This window comes from Agromyces intestinalis (assembly GCF_008365295.1).
GTDB lineage: Bacteria > Actinomycetota > Actinomycetes > Actinomycetales > Microbacteriaceae > Agromyces > Agromyces intestinalis.
This window is the reverse complement of sequence record NZ_CP043505.1, coordinates 3,574,905-3,595,242: the sequence shown is the minus strand read 5'-3', so window position 1 is coordinate 3,595,242 and position 20,338 is coordinate 3,574,905. Positions and strand designations below refer to the sequence as shown.

Annotated in this window: 16 protein-coding genes, 1 tRNA gene and 1 pseudogene; 4 read left to right on the top strand and 14 right to left on the bottom strand. The window is 70.5% G+C overall.

The window, feature by feature from the left end; translation table 11 throughout:
• Window positions 1-69 precede the first annotated feature (69 nt).
• Window positions 70-3,819 (top strand): SCO7613 C-terminal domain-containing membrane protein, encoded by a 3,750-nt coding sequence (locus FLP10_RS16370; RefSeq protein WP_149161831.1) that lies wholly within the window; start codon window positions 70-72, stop codon window positions 3,817-3,819.
• 22 nt (window positions 3,820-3,841) lie between these two features.
• On the opposite strand, the gene FLP10_RS16365 is transcribed toward FLP10_RS16370, so the two are convergent.
• On the bottom strand, window positions 3,842-4,216 hold the full coding sequence (locus FLP10_RS16365; RefSeq protein WP_149161830.1) for a nuclear transport factor 2 family protein: 375 nt from the start codon (window positions 4,214-4,216) through the stop codon (window positions 3,842-3,844).
• Between the two features lie 100 nt (window positions 4,217-4,316).
• Between FLP10_RS16365 and FLP10_RS16360 the strand changes: the two genes are divergently transcribed.
• Together FLP10_RS16360 and FLP10_RS17920 are read left to right on the top strand one after the other, a co-directional pair.
• Window positions 4,317-4,387 (top strand) — tRNA-Gly (locus FLP10_RS16360).
• 76 nt (window positions 4,388-4,463) lie between these two features.
• Window positions 4,464-5,018, top strand: a pseudogene (locus tag FLP10_RS17920) (integrase core domain-containing protein); the annotation flags it as partial.
• Window positions 5,019-5,492: 474 nt separating this feature from the next.
• Here the strand turns inward: FLP10_RS17920 and FLP10_RS16350 are convergent.
• The 8 genes from FLP10_RS16350 to FLP10_RS16315 all read right to left on the bottom strand — a co-directional run bounded on the left by FLP10_RS16350 (window position 5,493) and on the right by FLP10_RS16315 (window position 13,609).
• Window positions 5,493-6,494 (bottom strand): protein NO VEIN domain-containing protein, encoded by a 1,002-nt coding sequence (locus FLP10_RS16350; protein ID WP_149161829.1) that lies wholly within the window; start codon window positions 6,492-6,494, stop codon window positions 5,493-5,495.
• Window positions 6,495-6,498: 4 nt separating this feature from the next.
• Window positions 6,499-7,038 (bottom strand): hypothetical protein, encoded by a 540-nt coding sequence (locus FLP10_RS16345; RefSeq protein WP_149161828.1) that lies wholly within the window; start codon window positions 7,036-7,038, stop codon window positions 6,499-6,501.
• Window positions 7,013-7,681 carry a DUF5343 domain-containing protein gene (locus tag FLP10_RS16340; RefSeq protein WP_149161827.1) on the bottom strand — a complete coding sequence of 223 codons (669 nt, stop codon included), beginning with the start codon at window positions 7,679-7,681 and terminating at the stop codon, window positions 7,013-7,015. The genes FLP10_RS16345 and FLP10_RS16340 overlap by 26 nt, the downstream gene beginning before the upstream one ends.
• A 736-nt stretch (window positions 7,682-8,417) precedes the next feature.
• A complete protein-coding gene (gene dhaK / locus FLP10_RS16335; RefSeq protein ID WP_149161826.1) occupies window positions 8,418-9,413 on the bottom strand; it encodes a dihydroxyacetone kinase subunit DhaK in 996 nt (331 codons plus the stop codon).
• A complete protein-coding gene (gene dhaL / locus FLP10_RS16330; protein ID WP_149161825.1) occupies window positions 9,413-10,054 on the bottom strand; it encodes a dihydroxyacetone kinase subunit DhaL in 642 nt (213 codons plus the stop codon). The genes dhaK and dhaL overlap by 1 nt, the downstream gene beginning before the upstream one ends.
• On the bottom strand, window positions 10,051-10,860 hold the full coding sequence (locus tag FLP10_RS16325) for an HAD-IA family hydrolase (RefSeq protein WP_149161824.1): 810 nt from the start codon (window positions 10,858-10,860) through the stop codon (window positions 10,051-10,053). The genes dhaL and FLP10_RS16325 overlap by 4 nt, the downstream gene beginning before the upstream one ends.
• A 1-nt stretch (window position 10,861) precedes the next feature.
• The gene (locus FLP10_RS16320; protein ID WP_149161823.1) at window positions 10,862-11,722 is read right to left on the bottom strand and encodes a class II fructose-bisphosphate aldolase; all 861 of its coding nucleotides are present in this window, start codon (window positions 11,720-11,722) and stop codon (window positions 10,862-10,864) included.
• Window positions 11,723-11,830: 108 nt separating this feature from the next.
• A complete protein-coding gene (locus tag FLP10_RS16315; RefSeq protein ID WP_168209220.1) occupies window positions 11,831-13,609 on the bottom strand; it encodes a hybrid sensor histidine kinase/response regulator transcription factor in 1,779 nt (592 codons plus the stop codon).
• 178 nt (window positions 13,610-13,787) lie between these two features.
• On the opposite strand from FLP10_RS16315, the gene FLP10_RS16310 reads away from it, so the two are divergent.
• Window positions 13,788-14,276 (top strand): Dps family protein, encoded by a 489-nt coding sequence (locus tag FLP10_RS16310; RefSeq protein ID WP_149161821.1) that lies wholly within the window; start codon window positions 13,788-13,790, stop codon window positions 14,274-14,276.
• A 62-nt stretch (window positions 14,277-14,338) separates the two neighbouring features.
• Here the strand turns inward: FLP10_RS16310 and FLP10_RS16305 are convergent, their stop codons facing one another.
• The 5 genes from FLP10_RS16305 to FLP10_RS16285 all read right to left on the bottom strand — a co-directional run bounded on the left by FLP10_RS16305 (window position 14,339) and on the right by FLP10_RS16285 (window position 20,325).
• Complete coding sequence (locus tag FLP10_RS16305) at window positions 14,339-14,983, bottom strand: response regulator transcription factor (protein ID WP_149162318.1); 645 nt, start codon at window positions 14,981-14,983, stop codon at window positions 14,339-14,341.
• A 102-nt stretch (window positions 14,984-15,085) separates the two neighbouring features.
• Complete coding sequence (locus FLP10_RS16300) at window positions 15,086-16,531, bottom strand: sensor histidine kinase (RefSeq protein ID WP_246150062.1); 1,446 nt, start codon at window positions 16,529-16,531, stop codon at window positions 15,086-15,088.
• Window positions 16,521-18,059, bottom strand: a complete 1,539-nt coding sequence (locus FLP10_RS16295; protein WP_149161820.1) for a multicopper oxidase family protein — start codon at window positions 18,057-18,059, stop codon at window positions 16,521-16,523. The genes FLP10_RS16300 and FLP10_RS16295 overlap by 11 nt, the downstream gene beginning before the upstream one ends.
• A 95-nt stretch (window positions 18,060-18,154) precedes the next feature.
• Entirely contained in the window at window positions 18,155-19,663 is a 1,509-nt protein-coding gene (locus tag FLP10_RS16290) for an amidohydrolase (protein WP_149161819.1), read from the bottom strand.
• Window positions 19,660-20,325, bottom strand: coding sequence for an FMN-binding negative transcriptional regulator (locus tag FLP10_RS16285; RefSeq protein WP_149161818.1), 666 nt, complete (start codon window positions 20,323-20,325; stop codon window positions 19,660-19,662). Before FLP10_RS16285 ends, FLP10_RS16290 begins: the two co-directional genes overlap by 4 nt.
• Between the last annotated feature and the right edge of the window lie 13 nt (window positions 20,326-20,338).

Below are 20,338 nucleotides of genomic sequence, written 5' to 3'. Positions count from 1 at the left end.
GGTGCGACACGCATCGCCTCGATGTGGATGACTCGACACACGGACGGGCGCGACTGGCAGAGTGTGCGCATGACCGACCGATCCGCCGCCGCACCCGCGGGCGACCTGCGCCGTTGGCCCGCCGATCCCTCGTGGTTCCTCGACACCTCGCGGTGCCCTGCGTGCTTCGCACCGCTCGGCTCGGCCGTGTGCACGGTCTGCGGACTCGATCTCGCCGCGCCGGACGGCGCGGACCTGGCCGCGCACGGTCGGGCGGTGGCCGAGGCCGAGCGCGAACGCCAGGGGGTGATCACGCGCATGCGAGCGGCGCAGGCCGAGCGTGCGGCCGCCTCCGCCGCGCAGGCTGGGCCGGTCGCACGCGTCGCCGCAGCCGCACCGGTCGCATCCGCTGCGCCCGTTGCGCCGGCTGCCGCTCCCGTTGCGCCGGTCGCTTCGGCTGCGACGGTGCCCGACACGGGGATGCCGGTGGCGGATGCTCCGCCGGCGCCGCTGCCGCCGCTCGATGCCCCGGCGGCAGGCGTGGCATCCGGACCCGCGCGACCGAAGCGATCGGGCGTGCAGGTGCTGCTGCTCACCCTCGGCGTGGTGCTCGTCTCGGTGACGGCGATCGTGTTCCTGCTCGTCGCCTACCTGGTGGCGAGCCTCGAGGTGCGATCGATCATCATCGCGGCGGGCAGCGCGGTCGTGCTGGGCGTGGCCGTGCTGCTGCGGCGCGGGCGCCTGCCCGGCACCGCGGAGGGCGTGGCATCCGTCGCCGTCGTCCTGCTGCTGCTCGATGTCTGGATCGTGCGCGCGAACGCGCTGTTCGGCAGCGACCGCCTGGACGCGGCGCTCTACACCGGCATCGCGTTCGCAGTGCTCGCCGTCGTGCTCGGCGTGGTCGCGCGCATCAGCGGGCTGCGCGCCGCCGGATTCGCCGCGGCGCTGCTCGCCCCGGCCGCGGCGTGGGCGCTCGGCCTCGCCGTCGACGGCGGGGCGACGGGGTGGTGGCTGGGCAGCCTCGGCGCCGCGGTCGTCGGCGTGGGCATCGCTGCCCGCCGGCGTTCGGGCGAGGCGCTCGCCTCGCGCATCGCCGGGTCGGTCGGGCTCGCGACGGCGTTCTGCGTCGCGGCGCGGGCACTGCCCGATGTCGTCGTCGGAGCGGGCTGGGCGTTCCTCGCCGTCTCGGCGACCAGCGCCGTGCTGTGGGCCGTCGTCGGTCGCGGACGAGCGCTGTCCCCGTGGTCGGCGGCCTTCGCCGGCGTCGGTGCCGCTGCGGCGGCCCTCGCCCTCGCCAGCGCGATCGCCATGGAGACCACCGGCGAGGTCGGCTCGTGGGCGGCGCCGGCGCTCGCCGGGGTGGTCGCGGTGATCGGGGCGGCCGCCGTTCGCCGCGCGGCGCGCAGCGACACGATCGCCGCACTCGCCGCGGCATCCGGCGTCACGCTCCTGGCGGCCCTACCGGGTGCGCTCACCGGCATCGCCCTGATCGCGGCCGCAGGGCTCCCCGGTCCGGCCTTCACCGCGAGCGCGACCGACGCGCCGAACTCGGCCGCCGCCTCGGACGGCGTGCTCGCCGCCTTCGGCATCCCGGGGTGGTCGGCCGCCCTCGCGCTCGTCGCACTCGCCGCCGTGACGGCGACCGTGCTGGCGATCGTGCGCCGATTCCGCGGACTCGGTGCTGCGGCGATCGCCGCGATCGCCGCAGCCGCCCTCGTCGGCGCCGTGTCACTGCCCACCGTGCTCCTGGTCGCGGCCGCGCTCGTCGTGCTCGGGGTGATCGGGCTCGCGATCGCCCCCGGCCTGCGCGCACTGCCGATCTCGGGCCTGCTCGGCACGGTCGCCACGGGCGGCCCGCTCGCCGCCGCGCTGGCGGTGCCGAGCGCGCTGCCCAGTGCCGCGGTGTGGCCCTGGGTCGTTCTCATCGTCATCGTGACCGCGATCGCCGGGCGCGTGCTCGCCGCACGCATCTGGCCGGCGACCGCGGCGCCGGTGGTCGGCGCGCTGCACGTGGGCGTCGCCGCGGTGCTCGCCATCGCGCTCTCCGCGACCGCGCCGATCTGGCTCGCTGCGGCCGGCGCCCGGCTCGACGGGCCGTGGGCGCACGGCGGAATCTGGCTCGCACTCGTCGGCGCGGCGCTGGCGGTCGCCGCCGCCTACGCGCCCCGCCTGACCGGCGCCGACCGCGGCATCGCGCTGCCGGTCTTCCTCGCCGCCTCGGCCGTCGGCGCGCTCACGACGGTCGCCGGCGAACTCGGGTGGTTTGCCGCCTCGGCGGCGACGGTCGCCGGAGCGGTCGTGGTCGCGACCGGACGACCGGAGTGGACGCGAGCGGTCGCGGCCGTCGGCACTCCTCTGCTCATCGCGCTCACCGCCTGGTCGATCGCCGAGGCGCTCGATCTCGAGCACGCGATCGTCGTCGCGGGTGCGGTGCTGCTCACCGCCGCCGCGGGGCTGGTGCTCGCCGGACGTGCGACACCGCTCACGCGCAACATCTGGTCCGGCGCGACCGGGCTCGTCGGGGTGCTCGTCGTCGCGGCATCCGTCGCCGCACTCTCGACGTGGCCCGCCCTGCTCATCCTGGTGCCCGTGCCGATCCTCATCGCCGCCGCGAGCGGCGACCCGATCGGCGGCACCTCGCCCACGCGCCACGTCTCGTGGGCGAGCCTGCCGATCGGCATCGCCGCCGTGTGGTCGTGGCTGGGCGAGGCATCCGTCGACGTCCTCGAGCCGTACACGCTCTCGCTCGCGGCCGCCCTGCTCATCGCGGCCGGCCTCATCGCCTGGCGGCGGCCCGCGGGCGATCGGCGCCTCGCCTCCGGCCGCACCGCGCTCATCGCCTCGGCCGCCGCCGTCGCCGCACTGCCGAGCGCCGCCGCAGCCGGCGAGAGCGAGCTGCGCACCCTCGTCGTCGTGCTCGCGGGCGCGGTCGTCGCGATCGCGGCGCCGTTCCTGCCCGATACGGCCGCGGGGGTTCCCGCACGACTCATCGCGACGCTCACCGGGTGGGGCGCGGCCGCGCTCGCCGCGGCGGTGCGGGGCAGCGCGGTCGCCATCGGCGCGGCATCGGGCGGCCTGCCGTTCGAGGTCTGGTCGCTCTTCGGATTCGCCGTCGGCGTGTGGACGGCAGCCGCGTGGGCACGCGATCCGGCGCGGCCCGAACGTCTCGGCGCCTGGGTGCTCGCCGCATCGACGACGCTGGCGGTCGTCCCGAGCTGGCTCGAGATCGCTCGCGGCGGCGACCAGTCGGTGCGCGCCGGCATCGTCGTGGGCGCGCTCGCCCTCGTGCACGTGCTCGCCATCGTGGTCTCGCGGCCCCCGCTCGTCGGAGCTGCGCTCGAGTGGGTCGCATTCGGGCTCGCGACGCTCATCGCCGTGACCGCGCTCGCCGTGGGTGCCGTCGACCCGTACGACCTCGTCGTCGCGCCGCTCGGTTCGGCGCTGATCATCACCGGCGCGGTGCGGCTGCACCGTACCCCCGCGCTTCGCTCGTGGCCCGCGCTCGGCGCCGGGCTCGCACTGCTGCTCGTACCGCCGCTCATCGCCGACTTCGTCGGCCCCGAACTCTGGCGCATCATCGTGCTCGGCGTCGTCGCCGTGGCATCCGTCGTGATCGGACTCGTGCTTCGGCTCCAGGCGCCGTTCGTGTTCGGCGGCGCGGTGCTGCTGGTGCACGCCGTCCAGCAGCTCTGGCCGTGGATCACCTGGCTCTACGAGGCCGTCTGGTGGTGGCTGTGGCTCGGGATCGCGGGCGTGCTGCTCATCGTGCTCGCGGCGACCTACGAGCGCCAGCTGCGGCTCGCGCGGCGCACGGTGCGATCGATCGGCGAACTGCGCTGAGCGCGGTCACGACGTCTCGGGCTCAGGCCATGCGCTCCACCCACGGCGCGCGCCACTCGGGCGCCTCGAACGGGCCCGGCCAGTACGCGACCTCCTTCGCGATGCGCCCGTCGCGCACCTCGAAGACGAACACGCCGAGCACCGGCAGGCCGTCGCCGTAGTCGAGCGTGCCCTGCATCACCCAGTGGTCGCCCTCGCCGGTGATGGAGCGCACCTCGATGTGCGGCAGCTGCGGGAACCTCGTGTAGACGGCCCGCCGGTTGTCGCCGCCGACGATGCGCTCCCCCGACTGCGGCCACTCCATCACCGCGTCCTCGTGGAACAGTTCGTCCATGCCGGGCACGTTCCCGGCGTTGATCGTCGCGACGAGCGCGTCGACCAGCTCTCGTCCGTTCATCGACTCCCCTTTGCGTGGGAGCGCGTGCGAGGCGGCGCTTCGTCGTCGGGACGCGCTCGCGGTCTGTACTACGATGATCCGGGTGCCCAGAACGGGCCTCGGGGATGTAGCTCAATGGTAGAGCCTCAGTCTTCCAAACTGATTACGCGGGTTCGATTCCCGTCATCCCCTCCGATGATCCTCCCTTGGTATCTCGCGGCTCCCGAGAGATCCCACACGTGTTGATGTGCGCGTGGCTCGTCTGGAGCCGAAGAAGAAGCCGCGCGCGGCGTACCGGCGGTTCGTGTATCCGGCGCCGAACGCGTGTTGGCAGGTCGACGCGACTGAGACCGTACTGACGAAGGGGCGCAAGTGCGTGATCTTCCAACTCATCGACGATCACTCCAGATATGCGGTCGCGTCGCACGTGGCGGGGGGTGAGACCGCGGACGCGGCGATCAGACTGCTCGACAAGGGCATCGCAGCGCACGGTGTCCCGCAGCGGCTCCTCAGCGACAACCGGGCCGCGCTCAACCCCGCTCGTCGCGGCTACGTCGGCCAACTCGTCGCGCACGTGTCCCGGCTCGGCGTCGAGGCGATCACGGGGAAGCCGTACAAGCCGACCACGCAGGGCAAGAACGAACGCTTCCATCAGACCCTGTTCCGGTACCTCGACAAGCAGCCGTTGGCCGACTCGCTCGAGGAGCTCCAGGCCCAGGTCGACGCGTTCGACCGGATCTACAACACCGAACGCCCGCATCAGGGACTACCTGGCCGGGTGACCCCGGAAGTCGCGTGGCTGGCGACGCCGAAGGCAGACCCGCCGCGACCCAAGCCCGACCGGCCCAGGTCGCGGACGCTGCCGAACGATTCGCCCGTCCGCGCGGTTCCGACCAGCGACAGCTTGCGGGTCCTCAAGCTGCGATCCAACGGCAGCATCCGGCTCAGAGAGGTGACCTACATGATCGACGGGCAACGCGCCGGCGAGGACGTGATCATCATCGAAGACGGCGACGTCATCCTCGTTGCCGACCTCGACGGCACCGTCCTCATCGAGCACACCCGACCCGCGCCCGACATCAGATAAATCGGCAACGGCAGACGACGCGGTCGACGGCCGAAAAGCATCGCACTGTCACCGAAGTCCTGACACACGAAGTGTCACCGATGTTCTGATGCAGAACTGTCACCGATGCCCTGAGACATCACACCCCGTGCGGTTCGTGACATTCGCGCCCATAAAAGGGTCTCATTTCTGTCATAGCATTGTCGCAGTCACGGCAGGTGGAATCCAGGTTCAGGCGTGAGCGGTCGGCAGCGAATATCGCAGGTGAGTCGGACGCAGGGCGCGGTCTTCCGGCGTCCAATCGACCCAGAATCGGATCTCACCGCCAGACGCGACGATCGTGCCGTCGTAAGCGCGACGTGCAACGATGCGGTCGACAACGAACAGGTCAGTCGCGTGGTGATCTCGCGCGTGGTCGACTTCCCCCTGCGTGAGTTGAACGCTCTCGACGTCGATGCCGATCGATCCTTTGACCTCGACGTGTCGTTCGATGCCGTCGAGAACGACGAGCAGATCGTAGGGTTTCCCGCGTTCTTCGATGTGAGTCGCGCCGAGCGCTTCGTAGTGTGAGATCGCGATGCGCACGGAGTGACGTTCGATCGCGGAACGCTTCTCTGCATCAGAGAGATAGCCCTGCGATGACGGTACGGGTGTCGACCGACGGGTCGACGTTGACGCGTCAGCGGCGAGTCCGCCGAAGAAAAGTGCGACGAGCGCGGCGGGGAACTTGGTCAGATATCCCTGCGCGGCCCGAATGTCGGTCGAGTTGTACTCGTAGAACGGTGCGTACGGGCGACCTGTGATGCCGCCCGCTACCTCATTGAGCACAGCAACGACCTCAGCATGACGCGCGTTGATGATGTCGCGCGTGACCGGAGAGTCAAGTGGGGTGTAGTTCGCGAGTGGCATTCGCCACGCGGGGCCTTCGGTCGGGACGCCGCGCTCACGACCTCTTGTGCCGCGCGCCTGCCAAGACCACTTCTCAACGACTTCGAGCGGGCCGACGGCTTCTGACCACCCGACGATCGCGGGCGCGTTTCGACCGCGCTTGTCCCAGTGAAAGATTCGATCGCCGGGTTGCACGTGTGAGACGAGCGTGTACGTCCACTTCGGGTTACCGCCACCATCGAACTGCGGAGCCAGCAGATACTCACCGAACCCGATCGGTTCAGTGCGCACTTCCATCCAGTAGCGCTCGGCTGGGTCGCTCTCCCACCAGTTGTTGATAGGCATACTGCTAACTCTTCGCCGCTTGCAATGCGGAGATGCGCTTCATCAACTCATCGATGTAGCCGAGCGTGTCGTTGACCGTGGGCGTGTAGTCCTCGGGATGAGCACACTCATTACGCTTGTTCAAGAGGCCGTGAAGCGCTTTCATCGTTGTCTTCGTGATGAGGCCTGCGAACTTCAAGCCCTCGATGAGCGCGTAGTCGGTGATCTCATGAAGATCGCCAGCGTCATTCAACGTCCAGTTCGGGCGCACACTCTTCAGTTTCGCCAGTCGCGACGCATCCCACGTCCACTCGTGTACGAAGTCGACAAAGCCCGCCCACGTCGCAACGTGCGCGGGTCGGTACAGCCCGTACTCGACGCAGCGAAGCCCCTCGTTGATAAGAATGTCTTGCTTCAGACTGAGGGCGCTCAGTTTCGCGTAGGACTCCTGCAATGTGATGACGCGGTGAGCCGATTTCTCCCGCATAGCAAGGTGACTTGCGAGATCAGCCTGCACCGCCGCGGCCCACTGCGCTACTTCATGTGCGGTCCGCGGTGCTGCCATCGAGAACTCTCAGGTGTTTCGCCATCGCTGCGAAGAATGCGTCGTACACGGCCGGATCGCTCGTTGCATCAACCGAGAGCGCTATGTTCACGTTGATCGTCACCGAACCGCCGCCCGACTGCGGCGCGCCGGTGTCCGAGCGCCGCGGGGTCTGAATGTCGCGGTCACCTGATTCGACTTCGGAAGACCCCTCATCCCAGGTTGACGTTGGGGCAGGAAAGTCACCGAACTTGCAAAGCGTTTCAAAGGTAGCAACCGCCGACTTGAGCGCCTTGTCGCCGAGATCAGAGTGCGCCTTCATGAAGGTCGTAAGTTCGGCAGTGCTCCGCGCGTTCGCATCTGGGTAGGTCGCGAAGAGCGAGGCGTAACCCTCTCTGATGCCGTCGGCGACTAACGCTCGTCCCGCCGTGCCGCCTCGAAGACCTTTTCGGTATCGATCTGTCGGTTTTCCCTGGCTATCGAGCAGGCCAACGAACTTCATGATCGGGATGAACACACGATGATTCGCTGACGCGTAGCCAATCTGCGAAAGATATGTGCGATCGATCTTCTCGGGAACACCAATGTCTTGAAGTTTCTTGAGGAAACTTGAGAACGGCACCGGAGTGATCGTGTAAGGGAACGCTTGAGCGACCATAATCATGAGATGTAGTGCAAGCACTACGGATCGATGTCGCGACACGCCGCGCGGCCGGGTTCGTTCGTTCTGTGACACATAGCTTCGTGAAGTGGGGCTCGTTCGGGAGGACGATGAGCGTTGCTCAGGACACTTTCCGGCGACTTGACAGGGGTGGGGAGTCGTGAGTCGAGGGCTCCTCAGAAGAGGGCCCTCCTGGCGACGTCAATGAAGATTCGCGGGTGAGTCTCTCGTGTCAGGGCCCTCGTTCTTCTTCGTGAGGGCCTGTTCGTCGTGAGTAAGGGCCCGCTCACGTCAATCAACGGGCCGACCGCCGCCAGATTCACGCGCGTCAGGTGACGTTCTGAGCCGTTGACGAGCGCGATGAAGCATTGATTCGCGCTCATCTCGATCGTGTCTGTACCAGGCGCACAACGCGTCCCGACGTTGACACGGCGATGTCACGAGCGCTGTGGAGAACCTGCGATTTCGTGCATCGATCGTGCAGGGCCCTCGCGCCTGAGCGGCGTCATCACGTGCTGATCACGCGACGTTTCCGTGCACGATCATGTCTTACTCTCGGGGAGAATCCACAGTTCTTCCAAACTGATTACGCGGGTTCGATTCCCGTCATCCCCTCCAGAGCACCGAGCAGGTGCGCTCGAACGGCCGGCTCCGCATCCGCGGGCCGGCCGTTCGCATCTCCTCGCCTCGAGCCCGAGGCCGAGCCAGAGCCCCATTCAGAGCGCGAGCCGAGCCCCGCTCAGAACACGCGGTACCCGATCTCGGCCGGCGCATCCAGCAGTCGCTCGATCTCGTCGTCGAGCTTCACGAGCGTGACCGAGGCGCCCGCCATGTCGAGCGAGGTGCAGTACTCGCCGACGTAGCTGCGCACGACCTCGATGCCCTTCGCGGCGAGCGCCTCGTGGGCGTGGCCGTACGCGATGTACAGCTCGCTGATCGGCGTGCCGCCGAGGCCGTTCACCATGAGGGCGACCCGGTCGCCGCTGGCGAACGGCAGGTCGGCCACGACGGGCTCGAGCAGAATGTCGACGAGTTCGTCGCTCGGCGCGATCTTCGCGCGCCGCCGACCGGGCTCGCCGTGGATGCCGACGCCGATCTCGATCTCGTCGTCGCCGAGCTCGAACAGCGGGCCGCCCTTCGCGGGCGGGATGCAGGCGGTGAGCGCCAGACCCATCGTGCGGGTGACCGAGTTGACCTTCTCGCCGATGCGCACCAGTTCGTCGAGGTCGGCACCCTCTTCAGCGGCCGCCCCGATCGCCTTGATGACGAAGAAATTGCCCGCCACGCCGCGGCGGCCGACCGTGTACGTCGAGTCCTGCACGGCGACGTCGTCGTCGATGAACAGGGTGCGCACGTTCACGCCGTCGGCGAGGCTCATCTCCTGCGCCATGTCGAAGGCCATCCGGTCGCCGGTGTAGTTGTTCACGAGCAGCAGCACGCCCTTCGGCGAGTTCAGCAGCTTCGTGGTCTCGTACACGTAGTCCATGGGCGGCGCCGCGAACACGTCGCCCGGACACGCGCCGTCGAGCATGCCCTTGCCGACGACCATCACGTGGGCGGGCTCGTGGCCCGAGCCCGAGCCCTGGATGATCGAGACCTTGTCGTCGTTCGGCGCGTCGGCGCGCATGATCAGGTTGTACTCGGGCACGTACTTCAACGTGTCGGGGTTCGCCAAGGCGAGTCCCTTCAGCATCTCGGGTACGTACTGCTTCGGGTCGTTGACGAACTTCTTCATCAGCCTTCCTCTCTGTTCGGCCACGTCGAGGCGAGCGCCTCGAAGATGACGGCGACGGCGACGGCGCCCGCGTCGGGAGACCCGATGCTGCGTTCGCCGGTGTATGCGGCTCGGCCGCGTTTGGCGATCATGGGGGTGGTCGCGTCAGCCGAGGCTCGCGCGGTGGTCGCGGCGATCGCGACGATCTCGTCGCTCGTCTTGCCGTCGGCGAGCGCGGCCTCGATGGCGTCAGTCGTCGGCACGAGTGCGTCGAGCAGGGTCTTGTCACCGACATCCGCCTGGCCTCTGGCCTTGATGCCCTCGATCGCGGCGCGCAGCATCGCGACCGCGTCGGCGCCGTCGAGGTCGTCCTTGCCGCGCACCGCTCCGGCGGCCCGCAGGAACGATGTGCCCCAGATCGGGCCGGAGGTGCCGCCGATGCGCCCGGTGATGGCCATGGCGACCTTCTGCAGGAACGTCGAGATGTCGGTGCGGTCGTACGAGTCCCAGTCGCTCAGCACGATCTCGAAGCCGCGGGCGAGCGAGTATCCGAAGTCGCCGTCGCCGACGACCGAGTCGAGGTCGCCGAAGTAGGTCTCGTTGTCGACGGCGGTCTGCGCGATCGTGCGCACCACGAACTCCACGTCGGGCATGCTCGTCATCGGTCCTCCTGGGTCGCGTCGGTCGTGGGGTGCGGAAGCGGGTGGTCGAGTACGGCGACGAGGTCGGCGAGGCCGACCTCGGGTCCCGGCGCGATGCCGAAGGGGTCGGCGAGCACGCGCGCGGGTTCGTGATCGTCGCCGAGGGAGGTCAGCACGAGGGATGCCTCGGAGAAGTCCTCGTCGACGGTGTACGCGCTGACGGTCACAACGGTGCGAAGGCCTGCGGCCACGGCCGCTTCGACCCCGTTGCCGCTGTCCTCGATGACGACGGCGTCGGCGGCGGCGATGCCGAGTTCGCGCAACGCGAGTTCGTAGATGTCGGGGGCGGGCTTCTTGTGCGCGACGATGTCGCCCGCGAATACCCGGAAGCCGGCGGCGGCTTCGGCGCCGACGGCGTGCTCGAGCACGGCCCGCACCGATGGTTCGGCCGAGGTGGAGGCGACGGCGAGCAGCCATCCGGCCTCGGCGGCCTGGCGGCTGATGCGGGCGATGCCGGGTCTGGCGGGAAGGGCGCCGGATGCCACGAGTTCGGTGTAGATCGCGGTCTTGCGCCGATGCCAGTCGGCGAGGAGCTCGCGCTGCCCCTCCTCGTCGGTCGGCAGGCCGTTCGCGGCGACGAACTCGGGCGTGAGCAGGCTCGCCATGCGCTCCTTGCCGCCGCCGATGCGCACCTTCACGGCGTAGTCGGCGTCGCTCCATTCGACGGGCAGGCCCACGTCGGCGAAGGTGCGGTTGAAGGCGGGCAGGTGGCCGTTGCGTTCGGTGTCGGCGAGCACGCCGTCGCAGTCGAAGATGAGGGCGGGCATGTCACCACGCCTTTCCGGCGCTGCCGAACTTCGCCGCAAGACCCGTCGTGAGATCGACGATGTGCTGGCGCACGTCGCGGAACAGCGATGGCGGATCCCACTTGTCTTGCTCCTCTGCTCCGCGGAGGAACGCGAGGTTCGCCTTCATGAACTCGATCTTCAGCGCGGTCGAGATGTTCACCTTGGCGCAGCCCCGCGAGATGAGGTCGCTGAACTGGGCGTCGGTCATGCCGCTGCCGCCGTGCAGGGCGATGGGCACGCCGGTGGCCTCGACCAGGTCGGTGACGCGCTGGAAGTCGAGGTCGGGAGTGGCCGAGTACACGCCGTGCGCGTTGCCGATCGACGGCGCGAACACGTCGACGCCGGTGGTCTCGATGAATTCGATCGACGTCGCGAGGCTGTGCCGGCGCGGGTCGGTGTCGCTGCCGATGCCGTCCTCGACGCCCTTGATGGCCTCGATCTCGCCCTCGACGTGGGCGCCGTAGCCGCGGGCCTCGGCGACGACCTCGACCGTCTGCCGCTGGTTCTCCTCGACCGGCATGGTCGAGGCGTCGAAGAGCACCGAGTTCCAGCCGCGGGCGAGGCAGTCGCTGATCACCTGCCGTTCGGGGCAGTGGTCGAGGTGCAGGGTGACCGGCACCTCGATACCCTCCGTCATCGAGGTCCACATCGACCAGAGCACGTCGAGCCCGATCGACTTCACCGTCTTCACCGACGTCTGCACGATGACGGGTGACCGCGCCTCGACGGCGCCCGCAAGCACCGCCTCGAGCGTCAAGTCGTTCACGATGTTGATCGCGGGCACCCCGTACCGTTCCTGGAATGCCCGGTCGACGATCTCCTTCAAGCTCACCACCGGCATGCCGACCTCCTCGTCCGCGCTGCAAGGTTGGCACGTGCCGGGCACGGCCCCCATGCGAGATTCCCCTACCGGGTGGTAGGGGAATCCTCCATGCGGATGCCCCGGGTCTCAGTCGCGGCGCAGGCCGGCGAGCTCGGTGCGGTTCGCCGCGCCGGTCTTGCGCAGGATCGCGCCGACGTGCTTCTCGACGGTCTTCACCGAGATCTGCAGCAGCACGGCGATCTGCTTGTCGGGAAGGCCCCGGGCGACGAGGTCGCGCACCTCGCGTTCGCGCGGGGTGAGCAGCGGATCGTCGGGCGCGGTGAGCACGCTGAACACCTCAGGCGTGAGCAGGGTGTCGCCCCGCGCGGCGGCGACGACCGCTCGCACCAGCCCCGCGGCATCCGTGTGCTCTTCGACGAAGCCGGTCGCACCGATCTGCGCGGCTCCGCGCACCCGCTCATCGCTGAACGACGGAACGAGCAGCACCACCGCCGCTTCGGGATCGATCGCGCGCAGGTACGCCGTGAGCTGCACGCCGTCGACGTGCGGGTGGTCGAGCGGGGCGAGCACCACATGCGGGCGCAGCAGCTCGTACGCCTCGACGACGCTGCGCGTCTCGGACACCTCGCCGACGACCTGGATATCGGGCTCCTGATCGGTGAGCACACGCACGAGCCCAGCCCGCACGAGCTCGTGCTCGTGAGCGACGAGCACCCGCCACCTGGTGCGCTCGGAGTCGACGGCGGGCCATCGCGGCACCTCCGCTCGGATCCGCGTGCCCCAGCCGCGCGTCGACTCGATCTGCAGCGTGCCGCCGAGGTGCTGGGCGCGGGCGAGCAGCCCCTGCAGACCGAGCGCACGCCTCGGTTCGGCCGTGACCGACGCGACGTCGAAGCCCCGCCCGTCGTCCTCGATCAGCACCGAGACCGTGTGCCCGCCGTACACGAGCCCGACGCGCACCGTCCGTGCGCCCGCGTGTTCGAGCACATTCGTCAGTGCCTCCTGCACGATGCGGAGCAACTGTCGGCCCGTTTCGGGCGGCAGCGCGACGGGATCGCCGATGACGATGAGCCGGGTCGACACGCCGGCAGCGGACTCCATCCAGCTGAGCTCGAGTCGCACGGCCTCGGCGAGCGCGGCGGCGTCGGTGAGGCCGGGATCGAACCCGAGCACGCTGCGCTGGGTCTCGGTCAGTGCGGTGCGCGCCGCAGAGCGGGCGCGTCCGAGCGCCCCCACCGGGTCGTCGGCGCGGCCGATCGCCCGCTCGGCGTCGTCGAGGTGCAGCAGCACGGTCGCAAGTCCTCGCCCGACGGTGTCGTGCACGTCGCGCATCACCCGCTCGCGTTCGGCGAGCACTGCCGCCTGGCGCTCCTTCTCGGCGGCGAGCGCGTGCAACCTGGCGTTGGCGATGGCGATCGCGGCGTGCGTGGCGAACAGCTCGACGAGCGTCACGTCGGCGTCGGTGAAGCGCCGGTCGGGGTCGCGACTGAACACGACGCAGGTGCCGATGATCGCGCCGTTCGAGAGGATCGGCACGCCGATCACGCCGTGCAGTTCGCCGCGGTCGCGTGCGGCGATGTGCCCGCCGCGAACCTGCGCGTACTCGTCGAACACGACCGAGCGGCGTGCGCGCACCACCTCCCCGGTGACGCCCTCGTCGAGCGGGAAGGTGCGCCCCGAGAGGCAGCCGACGCCGAGGTCGACCTCTTTGCGGTAGGTGCCCGCCGCCTCGTCGACCGTGCAGATCGAGCCGCTGTCGCAGTCGAGCAGTGCCATCGTATGGCGCAGGATGCGCTCGAGCAGGCGTTGCGGGTCGAAGCGGCCGGCGAGGTCGGCCGCCATCGTGATGAGCGCGTCGAACCTCGGGTCGCCGCGCAGACTCGTGTGGGGGTTCGCAGGGTTCATGGTCATCCTCATCGACGCCGTTCGTCCATGCACATCATGCGCCCGTATGGACGCGACGGCCAGCATCGGATGCCACGCGACCCGCGTGTCGCCCGATGTCAGCCGAGCCTTCCCTTCCTTGAAATACCGGGGCATCCGCGTAGCGTTGAGGCAGACATCATCCAGGGAAGGTGGACCGATGACCGACATCCAGACCGCACCGAAGACCGGCTCGGGCGCCGACGTCGCCGCGGGCGTCGCCCAGTACTTCACGCCCGTGCTGCACGAGCTCGTCGCCCTCGCCGTCAACGGCAAGCAGGCGCACTGGCACGTGCGCGGCGTCAACTTCATCGCCGTGCACGAGCTGCTCGACGACGTCGTGGCTCACGCGCAGGAGTGGGCCGACGAGGTCGCGGAGCGAGTCGTCGCGCTCGGCCTGCCGATCGACGGTCGACTCGCGACGATCGCGTCCAAGAGCGGCGCGGTGAACCCGAAGCTCGGATTCCAGGGCTACGAGGACACCATCGCCGATGTGGTCGCACAGATCGACATCGCGACCGAGAAGCTGAACGAGGCGATCGAGGGACTCGATGAGCTCGACCCCGCCAGCCAGGACGTCGCGATCGAGATCCGTCGCGGCATCGACAAGGACCGCTGGTTCCTGGCGGCGCACGTCGCCAAGAAGTAGCCCGCACGACACCGCAGGTCCCGCAGCCCACCCGGGGCGGCGGGACCTGCGGCATTCGAGCGCTATCGCTGCAGCCAGGCGAGCACCGCGAGCACCCGGCGGTGGTCGGTGCCCGAGTCCTCGAGCCCGAGCTTCTGGAAGATGCTGGTGACATTCTTCTCGACGGCGCCGACACCGATGAAGAGCTGCCCCGCGATCGCGGTGTTGGTGCGCCCCTCGGCCATGAGCTGCAGCACCTCGCGCTCGCGCGGCGTGAGCCGGGCGAGCGGGTCACCGCGCCGGCCGAGCAGCTCACGCACCACCTGCGGGTCGAGTACGGTGCCGCCGGCGCTGACGCGCTCCACCGCGTCCTGCAGTTCGTCGAGCGATGCGACCCGGTCTTTCAGCAGATAGCCCATGCCGCCCTCGCCCGATGAGAGCAGCTCGTCGGCATAGGTGCCCTCGACGTACTGGCTGAGCAGCAGGACACCCAGCCCGGGCCGACGCCGACGCAGCTCGATCGCGGCGCGCACCCCCTCGTCGCGGAACGTCGGCGGCATGCGCACATCGAGCACCACGACGTCGGGCGCGGGGGTGCCCGGGGCCGAGTCGTCGAGTGCGGCGAGCAGGGCGTCGGCCTCGCCGAAGGCCCCGACCGTCTCGAACCCGGCCTCGTCGAAGAGTCGGACGAGGCCTTCGCGCAACAGCACCGAGTCTTCGGCGAGCATGATGCGGAGCGGGGCGGCGGCTTCGGTCACTCGGCCAGCGTATCGGCCGGGCGCGCGGTGCGGCGGCGCCGCCGGCGCATCGCCGGCCGGCGCCGCCTCGGCTCAGACGGTCGGCGGCGTCACCGGTTCGGATGCCCCGGATCCGGCGCCGACCGGCTGGAACGGGATGTGCGCGCCGACGACGGTCGGCCCGCCCGCGGGGCTGTCGACCACGAGGACGCCGCGCAGGCCCCGCACCCGGTCGTCGAGCCCGGCGAGCCCGTGCCCGGCGGCGACGCTCGCGCCGCCGCGGCCGTTGTCGGTGACCCAGAGATCGAGCCAGTGCGTGCCGTCGGCGAGCGCGCGGGTCTGCACGCGCAGCCGCGCGGCCGTCGCCGCCGAGTGCTTGGCCACGTTGGTCAGCAGCTCGGCCGCGATGAAGTACGCGTTGCGCTCGATCGGCGCCGGCAGGGAGGCATCCGCACCGAGCCCGTTGTCGAAGGCGACCGTGACGGGGCTGCGCGCCGCGAGCGCGCCCAACGCGCTGCCCAGCCCGCGGTCCTGCAGCAGCGGCGGGGCGAAGCCGCGTGAGAGCGCGCGGAGTTCATCGAGCGTCTCGCGGGCCTGGTCTCGTGCCTCGGCGATCAGGGCGCGTGCCGCTTCGGGATCCTGGTCGAGTCGGCGTTCGATCGACGCGAGGTCCATCTGGAGGCGCACCAGCCGCTGCTGCGGGCCGTCGTGGATGTCGCGCTCGAGGCGTCGCAGCGAGGCATCCTCGGCCTGCACCGCGGCACCGCGGGAGGCGGACAGCTCGGCGACCTCGCGCTCGAGGGCCTCCGAGCGCCACGCGCCGAGCATGCCGCGCGCGACGCCGTCGTGCATGAGCGTCAAGCCGCGGAACACGAGCGGCAGGGTGAGCAGGAACATCACGCCGAGGAGCAGTTCGAGGACGCGCTCGCCCGCGACCGGGTCGACCAGGCTCGCCGTCCCGGGCGCGATGCGGTCGAGGATCCACTGGTTGAGCCAGAACCCGCGGTCGTCCGCGGGGATGAACGGCTGCCAGATCCAGCCGGTGAGTCCGCCGAGGGCGCCCGAGACCCACGCGATCGTGACGGTCCACGAGAAGACGCTGACGATCGGATTCACGACCAGCGTGTGCAGCAGGTACAGCCAGTAGTGGCCGTCGACGAACGGGCTGAACGTCGCACGCCAGAACCCGCCGGTGCCGTCGGTGCGCGGCCACTGGGGCCGGCGGATCTCGGGCCGCCCCGCCCAGCGCAGTCGGACGAGTTCGAGCGTCCCGAAACCGCGCGCGGTGAAGAACGCGGCGATCATGAGGAAGATGCCCACCACGAGCGCGATCATGCCGACGCCGGTGAAGAACACCGTCGAGACCACCACGAGCCCCGTGATCGCGATCGGCATGGTGAGGATGAGGAAGCCGAGCTCGCGCGGCACGCTCGCCCAGAGCGCGCCGTAGCCGCGCCGCGGGGTCGCGGCAGCGGGTTCGGCCGGCGCGATGCCGGGCGCGGCGGGCGCGGGGCCCGCGGTCGTCGAGTCAGTGGCCATGGTGGGGTGTTCCTTCCGTCATCGTCGCACGCTGACCGGGCTCGACGACGGCGAACTGGCCCATCATGCCCTGGTCCTCGTGCCACAGCAGGTGGCAGTGGTACATGTACGGATGCGCCGGGTCGGCGTAGTCCTCGAAGCGGAGGAGCAGTTCGTACTCGGCGTGCGGGCGCAGACGCACGGTGTCCTTCCAGCCCGCGAGCTCGGGCGGCGGCGCGGCGCCGTCGATCGTCGCGATGCGGAACTGCACGTCGTGCACGTGGAAGCTGTGCGGCAGGTCGGTGTCGTTCTCGACGACCCAGCGTTCGAGGGTGTCGACCGTGACGGTCTCGTCGACGCGGCCGAGGTCCATCGCGTGTCCGTTGATCTCGAAGCTGTCGTCGAGGACGAACCGGCGGGTGGTGGCCACCTCGGCGGGGTCGAACGGCGGGTTCGACGCGAGCTGCGCGGGCAGCGACGGCGCCGGGTCGAGCACGTCGGCGGCACGCACCTCGAGCACGTCGAACGAGTCGGCGTCGCCGTTGGTCGCGGCGATCACGCGGTTCGACCCGACCGCTTCCGCGGTGAGCTCGCTGCGCAGCACGACCCGCTCCCCCGGTGTCGGGCGCAGCAGCACCTCGGCGCGTTCGCCCGGCGAGAGCACCACCCGGTCGAGGGCGACGGATGCTTCGAGCAGCCCGCCGTCGGTGGCGATCAGTTCGACGGGCCGGCCGTCCGACCAGGTGAATCCGTACGTGCGGGCCGTCGAGGCGTTGAGCAGCCGCAGCCGGACGAGCCCGTCGGAGACCTCGAGGTACGGGCCGCGGGTGCCGTTCACGAGCAGTTCGTCGCCGAGGCCCCCCGCGTACCCGCGCTGCGGGCCCTCGCGCCGGCCGTCGGCCGAGAACCCCGTGTCCTGCACGATGAGGGGCACGTCGTCGACGCCGTACTCCGACGGCAGGCCGAGCGCGCGTTCGTCGGCGTCGTGCAGCAGGAACAGGCCGGCGAGGCCCCGGCGCACGTGCGACTCGGTCGCGCCGTGGGGGTGCGGGTGGTACCAGAGGGTCGCGGCGCGCTGGTCGATCGTCCACTCGGGCGACCAGGTCGCGCCCGGATCGACCATCTGATGCGGTCCGCCGTCCATCGCGGCGGGCAGGTGCATCCCGTGCCAGTGCACCGTCGTGGGCTCGTCGAGCGAGTTGGTCACGTCGACGCGCACGTGCTCGCCGCGCTCGGCGACGAGGGTCGGGCCCAGGTACGAGCCGTCGAACCCCCACGTCTCGCTCGGCACACCGGGTTCGAACTCGGTCGTGCCCGCCTGCGCGTCGAGCGAGAACACGCGGGTGCCATCGGCGTCGACGTGCGATTCGGCGATCGGCGGGATGGCGAGCGGCCGGTCGAACGCGACGTCGCCGATCGTCGAGATCTGCGCCGGGACTGCGAGCCCGCATCCCGAGAGCCCGACGGCGACGGCGGTTGCGGTGGCCGTGAGCAGGGTGCCGGCCGCGACCGCGGCGCGCGGTCTGCGGAGCGTGGGGGTGCGAAGCATGGTTCCAGCCTCGGCGGCACCGGCTCGGCGAGCCATCCGGCCGGCGACCGGATCGCGGCGGGGGATATCCCCCGACGCGTCCGTCGTGCCTGCGTTCAGCCGAGCGTCGAGTGCGTGAACCGGCCGCCGAGCAGCGTCGCCGCGACCGGCATCGTGCGCAGCCGATCGGCGGGGACGGCGAGCGGATCGAGCTCGACCACCGCGAGGTCGGCGCGCACGCCCTGGCGCACCTCGTAGCCGGCGCCGTTGGTCGATGCGGCGAGCGCGACGCGGGCTTCGACGGCCTGCTCGGGGTGCCACGGCTCGCGTCCGTCGCGGGCGCGCCCGACCGCGGCCGAGACCGCGACCCACGGGTCGAGCGGAGCGACGGGAGCATCCGACCCGAGCGCGAGCTCGACGCCCGCGGCGGCGAGCTCGGCGAGCATGAACGCCCGGTCGGTGCGCCCGGCCCAGTACCGGTCGGCCACATCACGGTCGTCCATCGCGTGCTCGGGCTGCACGCTCGCGACGACGCCGAGCGCCGCGAACCGTGCGACGTCCTCGTGCCGGAGGAGCTGGGCGTGCTCGATCGCGGCGCGTCCGTGCCATCCGCCCGGTGAGACCGCCTCGAATGCGTCCAGCACCCGGGCGTTCGCCTGATCGCCGATGGCGTGCACGGCCGGCGCGATGCCGCCGGCGCGTGCGCGGCGCAGGTGCGGCACGAGCTCGTCGTGCGGGACCGTGGCGACCCCGTGCGGGTGCTCGTCGGCCCCGAGACCGGGGTACGGGTCGAAGCACCAGGCGGTGCGGGTGTTCAGCGACCCGTCGGTGATGACCTTCGCGCCGCCGACCCTGACGAGCCCGTTCGTGCCGGGCACCGAGTCGCCGGTGCGCAGCCGTTCGTCGAGCGCGCGCTCGAGGTGCTGGGGGTAGATGCCGAACGAGACCCGCAGCAGGTCGAGCCCGCCGCCGACGCGGCGCGCCCAGTCGTCGCGGTTCCAGCGCATCTCGTAGTCGACGACGCCGACGACGCCGCGGGCCGCGGCCGCAGCCGCGGCGTCGGCGACCCATGCGTCGAGCACGTCGGCGGGCACATCGTCGAGCGCGCGCACGAGGGCGAAGCAGTCGTCCTCGCGGAGGAGCCCGCCGTCGCCCGTGGACGCGACCACGCCGTGCCGGCGGGCGGCGGCGGTGTTCACCCAGCAGCAGTGCAGGTCGGCGGCCACGAGCACGACCGGCACGTCGCCCGCAACTCCGTCGAGCATCGCGAGGCTCGGCGCATCGGCCCAGAGCCCGTCACGGAACCCGAAGCCGATCACCTCGGTCGCGCCGCCCGCGATGGATGCTCCGACGAGTGCCGCGGTCGCTGCCGCGCTCTCGGCAGCGGCGAGGTCGAGCCTGCGGGCCGCCATCGCCCACTGCGACATGTGGACGTGGCGGTCCCAGAGCCCGGGGATGACGTAGCGGCCCTCGAGTGCAACCCGATCGGCGCCCTCGGGCTCGGGCACGACGCCGGCCGGCGCGATCGCGGCGATCGCACCGTCGACGACGTGCACGTCGACCGGCGCATCGCGGCCGGGAAGCCGCCCGCCCGCGAGCACGAGCGCGCGATCGACCCTGCTCACTCCGTGCCCTCGGCCCGCGCCGCGCGACCGGCTCGGAGCGCCGTGTGGGTGCGCCGCATCTCGTCGGCGAGCGCGGGGCTCGCGTACGAGCCGTCGCCGTCGAGCTCGGTCATGATGCGGTCGACGACGGCGTCGGGCTTGTTCTGACTCATCTTGTTCTTGGCGGTCCACCGCGTGATCGGGATGCGCAGGCCCACGGTGCCGGCGGCGATGCGGTCGGCGTACGCCGAGTTCTCGGCGGTGCCGCGCATGCGGCGGGGCTCGGGCATGGCGTCTTCGAAGTGGTCGACCAGGTCTTCGAGCACGCGCAGGTTCTCGTCGTCGGAGAGGATCTCGGGCGTGCCGTGCAGGTGCGCCACGACGAAGTTCCACGTCGGCACCGCAGGGTTCGCGTCGTACCATCCGGGTGAGATGTACCCGTGCGGGCCCTGCACGATGATGAGCAGTTCGTGACGCCCGAGCTCGTGCAGCACCTCGTCGGGCCGGCCGACGTGCGTGAGCAGCACGATGCCGTCGGCCTCCTCGTCGAGCAGCACCGGGTAGTGGCTCGCGACCAGCCCCGAGGCATCCGTCATGCTGACCAGGGTCATCCAGGGGTGCTCGCGGATCAGGCGCTTCACGCCCTCCTCACTCGCGAGGGTGAAGCTGGGGTTCTGTCGCATCGGGTCCTCGCTT

Coding starts and splice junctions, on each gene's coding strand:
- dhaL (WP_149161825.1), bottom strand. CDS start 10,054: ATGACGAGCATGCCCGACGTGGAGTTCGTGGTGCGCACGATCGCGCAG.
- FLP10_RS16285 (WP_149161818.1), bottom strand. CDS start 20,325: ATGCGACAGAACCCCAGCTTCACCCTCGCGAGTGAGGAGGGCGTGAAG.
- FLP10_RS16365 (WP_149161830.1), bottom strand. CDS start 4,216: ATGAACGGACGAGAGCTGGTCGACGCGCTCGTCGCGACGATCAACGCC.
- FLP10_RS16310 (WP_149161821.1), top strand. CDS start 13,788: ATGACCGACATCCAGACCGCACCGAAGACCGGCTCGGGCGCCGACGTC.
- FLP10_RS16315 (WP_168209220.1), bottom strand. CDS start 13,609: ATGAACCCTGCGAACCCCCACACGAGTCTGCGCGGCGACCCGAGGTTC.
- FLP10_RS16295 (WP_149161820.1), bottom strand. CDS start 18,059: ATGCTTCGCACCCCCACGCTCCGCAGACCGCGCGCCGCGGTCGCGGCC.
- FLP10_RS16350 (WP_149161829.1), bottom strand. CDS start 6,494: ATGCCTATCAACAACTGGTGGGAGAGCGACCCAGCCGAGCGCTACTGG.
- FLP10_RS16345 (WP_149161828.1), bottom strand. CDS start 7,038: ATGGCAGCACCGCGGACCGCACATGAAGTAGCGCAGTGGGCCGCGGCG.
- FLP10_RS16325 (WP_149161824.1), bottom strand. CDS start 10,860: ATGCCCGCCCTCATCTTCGACTGCGACGGCGTGCTCGCCGACACCGAA.
- FLP10_RS16305 (WP_149162318.1), bottom strand. CDS start 14,983: ATGCTCGCCGAAGACTCGGTGCTGTTGCGCGAAGGCCTCGTCCGACTC.
- FLP10_RS16300 (WP_246150062.1), bottom strand. CDS start 16,531: ATGGCCACTGACTCGACGACCGCGGGCCCCGCGCCCGCCGCGCCCGGC.
- FLP10_RS16340 (WP_149161827.1), bottom strand. CDS start 7,681: ATGATTATGGTCGCTCAAGCGTTCCCTTACACGATCACTCCGGTGCCG.
- FLP10_RS16320 (WP_149161823.1), bottom strand. CDS start 11,722: ATGCCGGTGGTGAGCTTGAAGGAGATCGTCGACCGGGCATTCCAGGAA.
- dhaK (WP_149161826.1), bottom strand. CDS start 9,413: ATGAAGAAGTTCGTCAACGACCCGAAGCAGTACGTACCCGAGATGCTG.
- FLP10_RS16370 (WP_149161831.1), top strand. CDS start 70: ATGACCGACCGATCCGCCGCCGCACCCGCGGGCGACCTGCGCCGTTGG.